Below are 15,168 nucleotides of genomic sequence, written 5' to 3'. Positions count from 1 at the left end.
CACTGATAGAGAAGATAGATATGAAAAGAAAATTCTCTGTGGCTGCCGGTATTGTAGCCAGTTGCTTACCATCATTATCTCAGGCAGCGGAAGGTGTTGTTGATAAAGCTGATAATGCTTTTATGATGATTTGTACAGTCCTTGTTCTGTTTATGACCATTCCGGGAATTGCTCTGTTTTATGGTGGATTGCTACGGAGTAAAAACGTTTTATCGCTAATGGCTCAGGTCATGGTGAGCTTTGCGTTAGTATGTGTATTGTGGGTGATTTACGGTTATAGCCTGGCTTTTGCACCAGGGAATGGTTTTTTCGGTGGTTTTAGTCAAATGATGCTAAAGAATTTAGCATTCACTGACTTAAGTGGAGATTTTTATCAGCTAATTCATGTGGCATTTCAAGGCTCTTTCGCTTGTATCACAGTTGCTTTGATTATTGGCGCATTAGGGGAGCGTATTCGCTTTTCGGCTTTGTTAATTTTTAGTGTGCTGTGGTTGACATTTTCTTACCTGCCTATGGCGCATATGGTTTGGGGTGGTGGTGTACTTTCACAGGATGGAGCATTGGATTTTGCTGGTGGTACGGTTGTCCATGTTAACGCTGCTGTCGCTGGATTAGTTGGTGCTTACTTGCTGGGAAAACGCACTGGTTTTGGGAAAGAGGCATTTAAACCACATAATTTGCCGATGGTCTTCACTGGTACTGCGGTGCTCTATATTGGTTGGTTTGGTTTTAATGCTGGTTCTGCGAGTGCTGCTAATGAGATAGCCGCTCTGGCATTTTTAAATACTATTGTGGCGACGGCTGCCGCTATCCTGTCATGGATTTTTGCAGAATGGCTTTTCCGTAATAAACCATCTCTTTTAGGGGCCTGTTCAGGCTGTATTGCTGGACTGGTTGGTATTACACCTGCGGCCGGAATGGTGGGTGTTGGTGGTGCATTAATCATTGGTTTGATTGCGGGTTTTACCGGACTTTGGGGGGTGGTGGCTTTAAAACGATGGTTACGTGTTGACGATGTATGTGATGTATTTGGTATACACGGCGTGTGTGGGATTGTGGGTTGTCTACTGACTGGGATTTTTACGGCTAAATCTTTGGGAGGAACCGGCCATGCAGAGGGTATAACCATGTTGGAGCAAGTTGGTATTCAGGCTTTTAGTATACTGGTTTGTGTGGTTTGGTCAGTTGTTGTTGCTTTTATTGCTTTTAAAGTCGCAGATTTGTTGGTAGGGCTACGGGTTACGGTTGAAATTGAAAGGGAAGGATTGGATATTAATTCTCATGGAGAGAGTGCTTATAATTAAGTTGTAATAAGAGGGCAGCAATAAGACCACAAAATGTAATGAGGGTTCTTAGTTTGCTGCCTTATTCATTTATCTGTTGCGTTTCCTAATTAGACCTTCCTGTACAGTGGAAGCAACAAGTATCCCTTCACGATTGTAAATCTGTCCCCGAACAAAACCACGAGCACCGGAAGCTGACGGACTATCTACAGCATATAGTAGCCAGTCGTCTAATCTAAACGGGCGGTGGAACCACATAGAATGGTCAATTGTTGCTATCTGAATATTTTTCTCAAGGAACCCGACACCGTGTGGCTGTAACGAGGTTGGTAGAAAGTTAAAATCAGAGGCATAGCCAAGTAGATATTGATGAATAAAGGGATCATCAGGCATATTGCCGTTACTGCGGAACCAAACATAGCGTATAGGTTCTTCTGGCAGGCAATTGAATGGACTGTGATATTTTACAGGCCTCATTTCTAACGGACAGGGAAAAAGAAGAGTATTCTGCATCTTCTGTGGCAGTAGATGCGACATTTTTTTCACGATTTCGTCCTGGGGGATAAGCTCTTCTGGATAAGGCACATCCGGCATTATATTCTGGTGTTCAAAACCTTCTTCATGGCTTTGAAATGAGGCAGTCATATAAAAGATAGGCTTGCCATTCTGAATGGCACTGACTCGCCGGGCGCTAAAACTTCCTCCATCACGTAGAATTTCAACATCATAGACGATAGGTTTGTGACTGTCTCCGGGGCGTAAGAAATAGCTATGGAAAGAATTGCCTATTCGGTCATCGACAACGGTTTGTTTGGCGGCATATAGTGCCTGACCAATCACTTGCCCCCCGAAAACCTGAGGAAAACCGAGATCTTCGCTTTGCCCTCGGTAAATACCTTCCTCAATTTTTTCCAATTTCATCAAATTTATCAGATTCTGTAATGACTTGCTCATAATACGCCTTTGTTTTCTATTAGGTTATCGAGAGTACAAGGGATGATTATTGTCTCATTAATAGATGATTAATAAATAACTAATTGTAAATGTTTTAAGTCCTGACAGTAGGGCAATAAAGAATATGAAATTTATTGTCGTTTTATATTCAAATTTTTAATCTATAATTCAAATGATTTAGATTTAATGATTTGACATTTCAATTTATTTTAATATTTATATAGATTAGTTAATAATGGAGGAATGTGTATGAAGTTATGGCAGCTCTCCACCGGCGTATTACTAGCGGTTGCTTTGGCCGGGTGTAGCGCCAAAGGTGCTGAGGTAGTAGATACTCAGGTGGAAAAGATTGAAAATCCAATGAAACGGTCTTTTGTTGAAGGAAATATTAATATACTACAGCGTATGGCATTGCCAGCAGATGCTGTTCTGACAGTGGCTTTATCTGATGTATCTTTGCTTGATGCACCCTCAGTTACTCTGTCTCAGAAGGTAGAGCGTTTAGGTGGGAAACAATCACCTTTCCATTTTGTTTTGCCTTATCAACCAGATAAAATTAAGCCGGGTGCACGCATTGTTGTCAGTGCTTCTGTTTCGCTGCATAGTCGCTTGATGTTTGTGACAGATACAGCATATGAAGTGATTAATAATGGGAAGACTAAAGATATCGAAATTACGTTGAAAGCCGTTAGATAATACACTTTCTTGGTTGTATTGACTTACAATGTGCAATAAATCAGCATTCGGGCCTGCTTATCTTGCTATTTGAGTAGGTATGAATGATAATGGTGCCGCTTTGAAGTTAAAGCAACACGTCGTAATGGGGGCTCTGTTGGTTCTCCCGCAACGCTAACTTGTTAACTTGGTCAGGTCCGGAAGGAAGCAGCCATAGCAGGGGATGTGTGTGCCGGGATGTCGCTGGCAGAGCCCTCGCCAATTTCATTGATAGCCTAAATAAATCAATGATCTAAAATAAGCCGATAGCACTTTACCGGCTCGGATCACTTTCTATCTGATAAAGACTATTTTAGCGAACGTATTTCCATACTGAAGGTGGAATTCTATCATACAGTTTATTCATGGTCAGCTCAGCTAGGCGGTGATCCGCAGCAGAGTAGAATAGTTCAAGTTCATCTCCTGAAAGTTCATATTTGTTCTTCTCAATCACACGTTCTAGTGTATCAATCGTGGTGCATTTTCTTAAACGCATCAGATAATCAGTTTTAGTCATAATCGCCTTTCTTATTTAACATATATAAAAAATTATTGAGGGAAATATTCAATCAAATTTTGCTCAAGGAGCAATTTAAATCCTGTAACAGGACGCTGGTTGAGCGTTCATTAGTTTTTTACTATTCCACAGGTTTGGAAACGCTAATCTTAATTTGTTTCCAAACAACATGTAAGTGTATGTATTATCAATACATTTATCAATTCAAGAGAGAAGGCTTAAATCATCAGAATATTTTATTTTAAAGTACCAAACTAAAGTTGATATGTATTCAATCTATTTGTTTAGCTTTAAATTATCCTGAGATGTAAAAATTATTTTCATAACCAGTCTCATCTCTGTGTACTTTGCACCAGAAGTGCTTCTTGCCTTAGATTCTCACATAAGCATTTTAATTCATCAATATTATGCCATCTTGAGTGAATATTCATCCATGCTATGTTGATCTTCCTGTATACGCCATTACTTAATTTTTTGAGTTAAACACTAGGCATATACACGTATTATAAAATTTTTTTCGAGAGATTATTATTATGTATCTATAATCGTTCTTTGGGATTATTTATCTTTTTTACAGATGGTTCTGATTTGCTTCTGGTAAATCAGAATCAGTTCTTAACAAAAATTCATACATTAACTCAATAAACTATAAATATCGGCTAGTATGTGTGAGTTAATATGTAGGTTTATATAAAACAGTATTAGCCTCAGATACCGGTAACGGCAGATTATAGCCTGATGGCTACAATAATCAATGAATATAGCATCATTATTACATAAGTCACTATGTGCTGGTATTGTTTTTTGTCATTTAGTGTAAAAAAAGATAAAGTAATTTTTGTCTGACAACTTTCATATTAATTTTATTAAAGTCACTAATGCTTGGATTTTTAAAGCTATTTTATACTCATAAGTGGTGATTATAATTAAATTTAAACAAAACTACTTAAAGATTAAGCGGATAGATTAATAATCAGAATCTTGCCAGATGGAAGCAACTATTATATTTAAGAAGGCCGATTTGACGGCCTCCTGGTTATTGTTGGTAGTATTTAATGAGATTCTGACGCAGGTTCAATCTCCTCCGTTTTCTTACTGAAACGTCGTCTTATAACTACAAAGAATACTGGTACGAAAAAGATTGCTAGTGAGGTTGCTGCAATCATTCCGCCTAATACCCCAGTACCCACTGCGTTTTGAGAGCCGGAGCCTGCACCATTACTTAGTACTAGGGGGATAACACCTAACATAAATGCTAGTGATGTCATTAGGATTGGGCGAAGACGCATTCTTACTGCATCTAGCGTAGCTTCTATCAACCCCTTGCCTTCTTTTTCCATCAGATCCTTGGCGAATTCAACGATGAGTATCGCGTTTTTCGCCGACAAACCGATAGTGGTTAACAAGCCAACTTTAAAGTAAACATCGTTATCTAAACCGCGGAATGTTGTTGCTAACAAGGCCCCAACGATACCCAGTGGTACTACTAACATAACTGAGAATGGAATTGACCAGCTTTCATACAGTGCTGCCAGACATAAGAATACCACTATCAATGATAATGCATACAGAGCTGGGGCCTGATTACCGGATAAGCGTTCCTGATAGGACATACCTGTCCAGTCGAAACCAATCCCATTTGGTAGCTTAGATGCCAGTTCTTCCATCAGGGCCATTGCATCACCGGTACTTTTACCTGGAGCTGCTTCACCCAGAATTTCCATTGATGGCAAACCGTTGTAACGTTCCAAGCGTGGCGAACCGTAGGTCCACGGTTCTTTGGATGTATCTATGAAGGCAGAGAATGGAACCATTTCACCTTGTTTGTTACGGACATACAGTTTGTAGATATCACTTGGCAGCATACGATAAGGCGCTTCCGACTGAACGTAGACTTTTTTGACACGACCGCGATCAATAAAGTCGTTCACATAGTTACTACCAAACATTGTGCTGAGTGTTGAGTTAATATCAGCGATGGAAACACCGAGAGCTTCAGCTTTTTCCTGATCTATCCTGAGCCGGTATTGGGGGGTGTCTTCCTGACCATTAGGACGAACACCTACTAACATATCTGGATGCTGTTGTATCATGCCAAGTAATTGGTTACGGGCTTCTGTCAGCTTGTCATGTCCAAGGTTTGCTTTATCAATTAATTCAAAATCAAAGCCGGTTGCTGAACCTAACTCTACAATTGCCGGGATGTTAAACGCAAAAACCATACCTTCTTTGATTTTCTGGAAGTGAGCACTAGCTCGGGCAACAATAGCAGGTACTTTGTTTTCAGCGCCAGAACGTTCACCCCAGTCTTTCAGGCTTATAAAGCCCAACCCAGTGTTTTGCCCTTGACCACTAAAACCAAAGCCACTAACGGTAAATACAGAAACCACACGATCTTTTTCTTCTGTATTGAAGTAATCGCTTACCTTATCCAGAACTTTCTCTGTTTGTTCCTGTGTTGCCCCCGCAGGTAATTGAACCATTGTCAGCAATACTCCCTGATCTTCTTCAGGAAGAAAGGAGGATGGTAAACGTGTGAACATGAGGGCCATGCCAGCCACCAGGAATACATAAATTACCAGATAACGGCCTGTATTGCGTAGAATACGACCGACACTGTCAGTATAGTGGTGGGTACTTTTGTCAAATATGCGGTTGAACCAACCAAAGATGCCGGTCTGCTTACCGTGGCTACCTTTGGCAATGGGTTTCAACATAGTGGCACATAGAGCTGGTGTCAGGATTAAGGCTACCAGCACAGATAGTACCATTGCAGATACGATGGTAATCGAGAATTGACGATAAATTGCACCGGTTGAACCGCCGAAGAAGGCCATTGGGATAAATACAGCAGACAGCACCATTGCAATACCAACTAGGGCGCTTTGGATTTGTCCCATTGATTTCCTGGTTGCTTCTTTTGGCGATAGACCTTCTTCCTGCATAACACGTTCAACGTTTTCTACAACAACAATGGCATCATCTACCAATAAGCCAATGGCAAGAACCATAGCAAACATGGTTAGTGTATTTATTGAATAGCCAAATGTAGCGAGTATTGCAAATGTTCCTAAGAGCACGACTGGAACTGCAATGGTTGGAATGAGTGTAGCGCGGAAATTTTGGAGAAATAGGTACATTACCACGAACACAAGCATAATTGCTTCAACGAGTGTTTTTACCACCTCGTTAATAGAAATTTTAACGAATGGTGTGGTGTCATATGGATAGACGATTTTCAGCCCGTGAGGGAAGAAAGGTTCCATATTTTTTAGCGCTTCTTTTACTGCTTTGGATGTATCCAAAGCGTTAGCGCCTGTTGCTAGTTTGACACCGATACCCGCAGCAGGTTTACCGTTATAGCGGGCAATGATGTTGTAGCTTTCTGCACCTAGTTCCACATTTGCTACATCTTTCAGACGGACCTGAGAACCATCAGTATTGACGCGCAGAAGAATATTACTGAACTCTTCCGGTGAGGTTAGACGTGTTTGAGCAATGATCGAAGCATTCAAGCGTTGACCTGGAACGGGGGGGGTTCCTCCTAATTGACCGGCGGCTATTTGGTTATTTTGCGCTTTGATTGCATTTATTACATCCAGGGTCGTCATTTTGTAGTTAACGAGCTTGTCAGGATTTAACCAGATACGCATGGCATACTGGTTACCGAAAAGCATTGTATCACCTACACCCGTTACTCGACTTAAAGGGTCCTTGACGGTTGCGCCAACATAGTCAGAGATATCGTCCTGTGACATGGAGCCATCTTCAGAGATGAATCCGGCAACCATCAGGAAAGAGGCTGTGGATTTATCTACACGTATCCCTTGCTGTTGCACTTCTTGTGGTAACAGAGGCATAGCGAGTTGCAGCTTGTTTTGTACCTGTACCTGTGCAATGTCGGGATCAGTACCCGCTTCAAAGGTTAGTGTGATATTCATGTTTCCAGCAGAATCACTGTCGGAAGACATATAAACCAGGTTGTCGATACCATTCATGTTCTGTTCGATAACCTGAGTAACGGTGTTTTGTACAGTGGTGGCATCTGCGCCGGGATAAGTGGCGGCGATAGAAATCGCCGGTGGTGCGATAGTAGGATATTGCGCCACGGGTAATTTCATAATTGCCAGCAGCCCAGCCAGCATGGTGATAATTGCGATTACCCATGCAAAGATTGGCCGATCTATAAAAAACTTAGGCATGAATCACCGACTCCTAAATTAAGACTTTTTCGCAGGTTCAGCTTGGTTTGCAGCAGATTTTACATTTAAGTCCACTTCTTCTGCTTTAACCGGTATGCCGGGTTTAATTTTTTGCAAACCAGTAACAATGACCCGATCACCTGCTTTCAGACCGGAAGTTACTAGCCATTTATCACCGATAGCTTGGTTAGCTGTGATAATGCGTGGTTCGACTTTTTCGTTTGCACCAACCACCATGACAGTAGCTTCACCACGAGGTGTACGGGTAACTCCTTGCTGAGGAACGAGTATTGAATCCCGGCGAATACCTTCTTCCAGTTTTGCACGAACAAACATGCCTGGCAGTAACTCTTCATTTGGGTTAGGGAATATAGCACGAATAGTGATAGAGCCTGTTGTTTCATCTACAGTGATATCAGAGAATTCCAGGTAACCTGTTTCACTGTAATTTTTGCCATTTTCCATGATCAGGTGAACTTTGGCCTTATTGTCCCCTTTTTGCACAACACCTTTGGCGATTTCATTTTTAAGACGCAGATAATCATCACTTGACTGAGTGACATCCACATAAATTGGATCGAGTTGTTGAACAGTTGTCAATGCTGTTGGTTGACCAACAGAAACTAGAGCGCCTTCAGTTATAGTAGATTTGCCGGAACGACCACTAATCGGCGCTGTAACTTTGGTATATGCCAAATTGATACGGGCGGTCTCTACAGTCGATTTTGCTGCCTGTACTATAGCATTCATCTGCGCGTAGTCGGCGCTGGCTTTATCAAATTCCTGTTGACTAACATAGTTTGTACCTAACAGTGACTTATATCGGTTGACTGTCAAACGTTCGATCTCTGCATTAGCTTGAGCTTTTGCCAACTCAGCTTTAGCTTTGTCGTAGTCAGCTTGGTAAGTTGCTGGATCTATCTGATATAAAGATGTGCCTGCTTTTACATCGCTACCTTCTTTATAGTTTCGTTTTAGAATTATACCGCTTACTTGTGGACGAACTTCTGCAATGCGGAAGGCTGACGTTCGGCCTGGAAGTTCTGTCGTGACCATCAGAGGTTCATTTTTCAGCGTCACGATACCGACTTCAGGAGCCTGTTGATTCCCAGCACCCTGCTGAGAGCCTTTGTCGTTACATCCTGAAAGAGCTAAGCTGCCTGAGAATACCAGTACTGTAGCCAGAGGCAAAACTCCCCTGTTTATTCGCATAAGTAAACCTCAATATTTTTAGATGTTGACCCTTCAATCCGTAAAACCATTACTCCATTAATAACAGCATGCTATAATACAAACATACGCGAATGTATGTAAATCCATTTTAGGTTAAAATTAGAGTGTATGGCACGAAAAACTAAACAACAAGCTGAGGAGACCCGGCAACAGATTATAGACGCAGCTATAAAAGAGTTTTCTGAGCGCGGTGTCTCTGCTACTTCACTGACAGATATTGCCACAACAGCAGGGGTAACCCGAGGGGCAATTTACTGGCACTTTAAAAATAAAGTAGACCTGTTTTCCGAAGCTTGTAGAATAACAGATTCTAAGATTGACGAATTAGAAAAAGAGTATCAAGCAAAATATCCTAATAATCCACTCCTGATTTTAAGAACTTTAATCATCCATATCCTGACGTCGGTCGTTGACGATCCGAAAAACCGGCTATTAATGGAGATTTTTTTCCACAAATGTGAGTTTGTCGGTGAAATGTCTGCCTTGGTGGAAGTCCGTCAGGAGCTGTGTGTTGCAGACTACGTGCGTATTGAAGAGTCTCTTTCTGGTTGTATTGTATCAGGTCAGCTTCCTTATAATCTTCATTTGCGTAGAGCGGCTATCATGTTAAGAGGATTGATAACGGGCTTATTGGAAAATTGGTTATTTGCGCCAGATAGTTTTGATATTCAAAAAGAAGCGGAGTCGTTAGTAGACAGTTTTATCGATATGCTTAAATATAGTGAGCATATGAAAATCACTGAAAAATGAAGAACTAGAATAATAGAGGAAAATTCTATTTTGGTAATTGCTAACAATGTGGCTAATGGCAAAAAGTCATTATCTTATGCTCTTTGTTTATCTGCTGTTATATAAGAGATGAGATTGGGGAACTAAGCAAAAAATATTTCTAATATCAGATGCTGTTGCCGGTTTTGTTAGGTAAGAGGTCAAAAAAAGCTATAACCTAAGGTAAATTTTGAAGATTCTGACGGTGTAAAATGTACTGATTAGATTTGGCGAGCGTGGAATAGCTGCTCGTGATATCAGCAAGTTGGAATTGGTTGATGACGCTGAAATCAGTACATTGATTGAGTTTTCCCTACGGATTTTATAGACACACAGCATTAAGTAAGAGCAGTGTTATATTGTTGACCGCGGTTGTTAAGGGATAGCCATCTATGTTGGAAATACGAAATGTAACGCATGCCTATGGCGAGCGAGTGATATTGAAAGAATTAAATTTGCAGCTAAAGGAAAAACGGATTGCCATCATAGGTAGTAACGGTTGTGGCAAAAGTACATTCGCACGTCTTCTTAATGGATTGTTGGTACCGAAAAGTGGTGATGTTTTGGTGGATGGTCTGAACACCAGAACGGAGGGTAAAGCGATCCGGCGTAAGGTGGGCTTCGTATTTCAGAATCCTGACAATCAGATCGTTTTTCCAGTCGTTGAAGAAGATTTGGCCTTTGGAATGAAAAATCTTGGTTTTTCTAAGGACACGATTCAACAAAGAACACAAGAGGCGCTTTCTCGATATGATTTACTTCAATTTAGGGAGTATCCTGCCCATCTTTTAAGTGGTGGTCAGAAACAACTCCTTGCGATTTCTGGTGTTCTGGTGATGGAGCCCGATTACATTATTTTCGATGAGCCTACAACCTTGCTGGATTTACGAAACAAGCGCCGTGTTGCCGAAGCAATTGATAACTTATCTCAAACCGTGATTGTAGTATCTCATGACCTTGATTTTTTGTCGGGATTTGATCGTGTTCTGGTATTTGATGATGGTCGTGTGGTAGTTGATGACATACCCTCTATTGCTATTCCTGAATATGTAAGGATGATGCTATGAGTCTGTCTGGATATAATCCTGGTTCATCATTTGTGCATCGAGTTAGCCCTGGGCTTAAAATTATTTCTTTGGTCATTCTGGGAACATTGCTTTTCGTTGTTCCTCGTATCGATCTTTCTGTTGCGGCGTTGACAGGCATCGTACTTTTATACTTGTTAGCCAAAATCTCATTAAAAACTGCTTGGATGCAGTTACGGTCGGCGCTATGGATACTCGTACTTATTTTTATAGTCCAATTGCTTTTACACCACTGGACCGCAGGTGTACTTGTGGTGGTTCGTCTTGCCTCTCTTTTGCTGCTGGCCTCGCTTGTTACTCTCACTACGCGCTCTTCTGATATGATCGGCGCATTGGAAAAGGGGCTTGGGTGGTTGTATTATCTTGGCATCAATCCTGGAAAAGTAAGCTTGGCTCTATCGCTTACTTTGCGGTTTATCCCTGTTCTGGGGTCAATTACAGAAGAAGTACGAGAAGCGCAGAAAGCAAGAGGCCTCGATAAGAGTATCATTGCAATTGCAGTTCCTGTTATTGTGCGAATGCTCAAAATGGCAGACGATATTTCCGCTGCTATTGAAGCTAGGTCCTATGATCCCGGATTTGACAGAAATAAATCAAGTAGCAAGTGAAGCAGCGGTTGTGGCTTTATCGAAAAGAAAGGGGATTAAATGTCTACAAGAGATGTTGTTTATATAGCACTATTTGCCTCTCTAACCGTAGCGCTGGGTTTATTTCCGCCACTGACACTTCCCGTTGTAGGCGTTCCGATAACAGCGCAGTCAATGGGAGCAATGCTTGCTGGCGCCATTATTGGCGCGAAACGGGGTGGATTAGCATTATTGCTCTTTTGTGTGCTTGTTACCGTTGGATTACCGGTAATGTCTGGAGGAAGGGGAGGATTGAGTGTATTTCTCAGTCCAAGTGGCGGCTTTATTTTGGCATGGCCGATTGCTGCTTTTGTTATCGGCTATTTATATGAGAAAAATCTTGCAAACCTAAATACCTTTAAGGAAGCTGTATTCCTTGTCTTTGGTGGAATTATGGTTGTTTATGCGATCGGTATCCCGTGGATTGCCGCATTTGCCAATATCAGTATTTGGCAATCAACCGTAGGTTCGATTGGATTCATACCGGGAGATATTATTAAAATCATACTGGTTATTTTGATTGCGAAAACGGTTCGTCGGGCTTATCCCACTCTTGAACCGCGTTCTTAAATTTTTATAGCGGGGGGATATTTGCTTGTGATTACCCAATAGTTGTCGCTAAGTGTCACCATTATTATGCCGATTATGGCTTGGATGACTGGACGATAGCTCTCAACGGTAACTTAAAGATATAATATCAATTAATTGTAGTTTTTCTGCATATCATGACGTTTCCCGCGTGATAATTGTTACAACATATAAAATGGCGGTAGAATAAGAAAAAGTGATCTTAATGTTCAGATTCCAGATATCTTACTGAAAGGCATTACGACCATAAAATCAGCTTCTTCTCATTTAATACACCAATGAAGGAGCCTGTGGCAATTCGGTTGCTGTTTGCAGGCAGGATAATATGAGGGTTGCTGGTGTTAAAAATGACGACGGAGCCGACTTGGGGTCGGAAAGTGAAAGATTCGCAATCAGCTAATAGAGCGCTGTCATACGGTTTGTATGTTTTATCAACCGCAGTACTTTTGAATGGTTGATTATAGATCACGGTTTCTCCTCCCTGAGAGGGAGATAAAATATAGAGATTCCAGGCAAGCTGAGTCGATATATCTCCGACGACTAAATTTCCTTTCGCAAAAGTGGGTGCATAGTCCACATGTAGATCCGAGCCACCGGAGATAATCCGGACGATACCGGCAAAATAGGGGCCAAACCCCGGTTCTTTTGCGACCGAAACGCTGAAATTTGTATCGTGATTGATATATCGTATGAACCGAGTAATTGGATCAAAAGCTTGATTGATAATTTGGGTGAAGTCTTGCTCAGCTACGCTAACTTGAGCGAAATATTGCTCTTTTGGTCGATTGCGGTAATGAGCGAGTGGGTTTCCCAAATAAAACCCTGGTTTTCCAAATTCATATGGCTTTGCCTTCATGTTCAGTATTGCAGACGAAAGCTGTTCTGCTTCTTCTTTAGTTGCAAAATCATCTATTATCGCTGCTGGAATCTTGTTATCTATGATTGCCTGCAAGCTTTCTGATGATAATTTGACAAGCTTGTTTGATATCCACCGTGACGACATAATAGTCGATTCCTAGCCGATTTTCTTTATATTAGAAAAATTGATCTATTGATGGTTAATATCGATCGTATAGCATTAATTGTATAAAAATGCAACACTTAATCACGTTTGGGAGCGCAATAATGACAATATTTCTAAGAGGTCATCACCTTTTGTGTATTCTTACCTACGCAGGTAACGGATATTCCCCTGATTTTGTTGAAAATTACAATAGGATTATTCCTCGAATTCGGGACGAAGATATCCTGATTGTGGCAGGGCCGGATGACATATGTATCCCTTTGCTTGGAGAAGGCAAACCTCATTGTTTTGGCGAGAGTGTTATTGTCCGGGATAGACGAGCTTTGGAAGCCGTGAGTGCTCTTATGGGCCGACCAATTGAGATAGGTCATACATTGAGGCTTGATGAGACCTATTTTAAACAGGCGCGATGGGCTTTCAATCGTGGGATCATAAGATCGGCTTGTGTAGGCTGTGAATGGGAGTTGCTTTGCACACGAATTGCTGAGGATGATTATTCTTCAACGTTTCTTAAACGAAATAGTGGAAAGGGCGAGTGACGATATAAAGCCGTTTGAAATTTTGCAAAGGCTAATATTGATATGAATGTGTGATCACATACTTAAGATAAACGTGAATCTTTTAGTATCGATCAAGGTATCTATTAAGATGTTTGAAGTAAATCGTTTAATATTCCTTCGTTGACTGTGACTGCTTAGCTAATTTTGCCTGGTAATCGTGTTTGACGATTTCTAGTGCAGCGAGTGCAATTTCAGGGGCGATTTCATTGCATTCCAGTAAATAGATCAGATCAACAGCAAGTTGAACTTCAGGTGGTGCGTGTTCGACGGACATAAAGTATTCCTCATTTGAATCGTTAGTCCATGTTCTCTTTGTATTCAATTGATTTTTCAATTCGCGTCAAAGATTGACGGCAACGTGCTAATCTTCCGGCTAATGCCGCGATTTCTTTCTGTATTTTTTGTTGATGACTAAGTGTAGTTTGTTGATTCAATTTTAGCTCTCTATCATTGATCATTGCGAGCAGACGGCGTTCATAATCCTGATGTTCAGCCAGTTTGTGATACAGATCAGTAGCTTGTTGTTTATGTTCAAATCGGCTCTCTTTTTTTCTCAATGACTGGGTGGACAATTCACGCTTTAATGCCTCTATTTGGGCAATCAGGCGTTCAGTCAGAAATGCGACTTGTGCGGTTCGGTGATCTTGAACACACTCTTTGAGTTGTTCCATGTTGTGCCTGACTTCATGTAGATAACCACGGAGTTTATCGCTGTGTCGGTTAAATAAAGCCTGATCAAACCGGGCAGTAGAGAATGGGGTGTCTGCTAATGGCGCTATCTCTTCCGCCAATATATCGACCTGTTTTTCGAGTAAATTTAGTAACGGCTGCGTATTCATTTATACCCTAAAATGGTTATGTCTTGTGAAGCAGAATTAATCTGGAACAACAAAAAGTAGGCTGATGCGTGTTCATCAGTTGCTTTTTTCTATCAGTTTACATAGATTTTAGAACCTCCGTGTTCTACTCATTGGCACCGATTATGACCGCAAACGCGCAGCAACTGCAATTTATTAAAGACAGCATTGAAACGGTTCCTGATTATCCGAAACCAGGGATTCTTTTTCGTGATATTACCACTTTATTGGATAACCCTCTTGCCTACCAAATAACAATTGATCTTCTGGTAGAGCGATATCGGGATAAAGGCATTACAAAAATTGTTGGTACCGAAGCTCGCGGCTTTCTGTTTGGCGCTCCGGTTGCGTTACGTCTTGGTGTTGGTTTTGTTCCTGTTCGTAAAGCGGGCAAACTACCTCGGGAAACATTGAGTGAGACATACGATCTAGAGTATGGCACTGATACGTTGGAAATGCATAAGGATAGCGTAAAAGAAAACGATAAAGTGTTGGTTATTGATGATTTGCTGGCAACGGGGGGAACGGTTGAAGCCACCGTCCGTTTAATCCGTCGCTTAGGCGGTGAGGTTTCTGAAGCAGCCTTTATTATTGGTTTGCTTGGTTTAGGCGGTGCTGAGCGCCTGCAAAGACAAGGTATAAGTAGTTTTACTCTACTTGAATTCCCAGATCATTAATCTGCTTATTTTCGTATTACTAACATATCGGCCTCGCTGTCTGTAGTGAGGCTGTGTTAGCATGGTAGCCAACTGTATTC

At 41.3% G+C, this 15,168-nt stretch carries 15 protein-coding genes and 1 other RNA gene; 9 read left to right on the top strand and 7 right to left on the bottom strand.

Annotated elements, in window-relative coordinates; translation table 11 throughout:
- The first annotated feature begins 20 nt into the window (after positions 1 to 20).
- The gene (gene amtB / locus TI10_RS06760) at positions 21 to 1,304 is read left to right on the top strand and encodes an ammonium transporter AmtB (RefSeq protein ID WP_049582827.1); all 1,284 of its coding nucleotides are present in this window, start codon (positions 21 to 23) and stop codon (positions 1,302 to 1,304) included.
- 69 nt (positions 1,305 to 1,373) lie between these two features.
- Here the strand turns inward: amtB and tesB are convergent, their stop codons facing one another.
- Positions 1,374 to 2,237, bottom strand: a complete 864-nt coding sequence (gene tesB, locus TI10_RS06755; RefSeq protein ID WP_049582556.1) for an acyl-CoA thioesterase II — start codon at positions 2,235 to 2,237, stop codon at positions 1,374 to 1,376.
- 249 nt (positions 2,238 to 2,486) lie between these two features.
- Here tesB and TI10_RS06750 point away from each other — a divergent pair, with 249 nt between their 5' ends.
- Both TI10_RS06750 and ffs read left to right on the top strand, forming a co-directional pair.
- Entirely contained in the window at positions 2,487 to 2,933 is a 447-nt protein-coding gene (locus TI10_RS06750; RefSeq protein WP_049582555.1) for a YbaY family lipoprotein, read from the top strand.
- A 134-nt stretch (positions 2,934 to 3,067) separates the two neighbouring features.
- Positions 3,068 to 3,164, top strand: an RNA gene (ffs, locus tag TI10_RS23545) — signal recognition particle sRNA small type.
- 100 nt (positions 3,165 to 3,264) lie between these two features.
- Here ffs and TI10_RS06745 read toward each other — a convergent pair.
- From TI10_RS06745 to TI10_RS06735, 3 genes are all read right to left on the bottom strand, one after another.
- Positions 3,265 to 3,468, bottom strand: coding sequence for an HHA domain-containing protein (locus TI10_RS06745; protein WP_011147992.1), 204 nt, complete (start codon positions 3,466 to 3,468; stop codon positions 3,265 to 3,267).
- A gap of 1,052 nt (positions 3,469 to 4,520) precedes the next feature.
- Positions 4,521 to 7,670: an efflux RND transporter permease subunit gene (locus TI10_RS06740; protein ID WP_049582554.1), complete on the bottom strand. Its 3,150-nt coding sequence runs from the start codon at positions 7,668 to 7,670 to the stop codon at positions 4,521 to 4,523.
- An 18-nt stretch (positions 7,671 to 7,688) separates the two neighbouring features.
- Positions 7,689 to 8,882 carry an efflux RND transporter periplasmic adaptor subunit gene (locus TI10_RS06735; protein ID WP_049582553.1) on the bottom strand — a complete coding sequence of 398 codons (1,194 nt, stop codon included), beginning with the start codon at positions 8,880 to 8,882 and terminating at the stop codon, positions 7,689 to 7,691.
- 129 nt (positions 8,883 to 9,011) lie between these two features.
- Between TI10_RS06735 and acrR the strand changes: the two genes are divergently transcribed.
- The 4 genes from acrR to TI10_RS06715 all read left to right on the top strand — a co-directional run bounded on the left by acrR (position 9,012) and on the right by TI10_RS06715 (position 11,952).
- A complete protein-coding gene (acrR, locus tag TI10_RS06730; protein WP_049582552.1) occupies positions 9,012 to 9,653 on the top strand; it encodes a multidrug efflux transporter transcriptional repressor AcrR in 642 nt (213 codons plus the stop codon).
- 410 nt (positions 9,654 to 10,063) lie between these two features.
- Positions 10,064 to 10,738: an energy-coupling factor ABC transporter ATP-binding protein gene (locus TI10_RS06725; RefSeq protein ID WP_049582551.1), complete on the top strand. Its 675-nt coding sequence runs from the start codon at positions 10,064 to 10,066 to the stop codon at positions 10,736 to 10,738.
- A complete protein-coding gene (locus tag TI10_RS06720; protein WP_049582550.1) occupies positions 10,735 to 11,364 on the top strand; it encodes an energy-coupling factor transporter transmembrane component T family protein in 630 nt (209 codons plus the stop codon). The genes TI10_RS06725 and TI10_RS06720 overlap by 4 nt, the downstream gene beginning before the upstream one ends.
- A 39-nt stretch (positions 11,365 to 11,403) precedes the next feature.
- Positions 11,404 to 11,952 (top strand): biotin transporter BioY, encoded by a 549-nt coding sequence (locus TI10_RS06715; RefSeq protein WP_049582549.1) that lies wholly within the window; start codon positions 11,404 to 11,406, stop codon positions 11,950 to 11,952.
- A 256-nt stretch (positions 11,953 to 12,208) separates the two neighbouring features.
- On the opposite strand, the gene TI10_RS06710 is transcribed toward TI10_RS06715, so the two are convergent.
- Complete coding sequence (locus TI10_RS06710) at positions 12,209 to 12,973, bottom strand: 2OG-Fe(II)-dependent halogenase WelO5 family protein (protein WP_049582548.1); 765 nt, start codon at positions 12,971 to 12,973, stop codon at positions 12,209 to 12,211.
- Between the two features lie 152 nt (positions 12,974 to 13,125).
- Between TI10_RS06710 and TI10_RS06705 the strand changes: the two genes are divergently transcribed.
- Positions 13,126 to 13,533 carry a DUF1284 domain-containing protein gene (locus TI10_RS06705; RefSeq protein WP_244161535.1) on the top strand — a complete coding sequence of 136 codons (408 nt, stop codon included), beginning with the start codon at positions 13,126 to 13,128 and terminating at the stop codon, positions 13,531 to 13,533.
- Positions 13,534 to 13,660: 127 nt separating this feature from the next.
- On the opposite strand, the gene rsmS is transcribed toward TI10_RS06705, so the two are convergent.
- Together rsmS and priC are read right to left on the bottom strand one after the other, a co-directional pair.
- A complete protein-coding gene (gene rsmS, locus TI10_RS23540; RefSeq protein ID WP_074524823.1) occupies positions 13,661 to 13,828 on the bottom strand; it encodes a pleiotropic regulatory protein RsmS in 168 nt (55 codons plus the stop codon).
- A 22-nt stretch (positions 13,829 to 13,850) separates the two neighbouring features.
- Positions 13,851 to 14,393, bottom strand: coding sequence for a primosomal replication protein PriC (priC, locus tag TI10_RS06700; RefSeq protein WP_049582546.1), 543 nt, complete (start codon positions 14,391 to 14,393; stop codon positions 13,851 to 13,853).
- Between the two features lie 143 nt (positions 14,394 to 14,536).
- Between priC and apt the strand changes: the two genes are divergently transcribed.
- Positions 14,537 to 15,088 (top strand): adenine phosphoribosyltransferase, encoded by a 552-nt coding sequence (gene apt / locus TI10_RS06695; protein WP_049582545.1) that lies wholly within the window; start codon positions 14,537 to 14,539, stop codon positions 15,086 to 15,088.
- Positions 15,089 to 15,168: the final 80 nt, after the last annotated feature.

Origin of the sequence: Photorhabdus luminescens subsp. luminescens, from assembly GCF_001083805.1 — a bacterium.
GTDB lineage: Bacteria > Pseudomonadota > Gammaproteobacteria > Enterobacterales > Enterobacteriaceae > Photorhabdus > Photorhabdus luminescens.
Note: the sequence above shows the minus strand (reverse complement) of the source record. Positions and strands in the feature narration are given on the sequence as shown.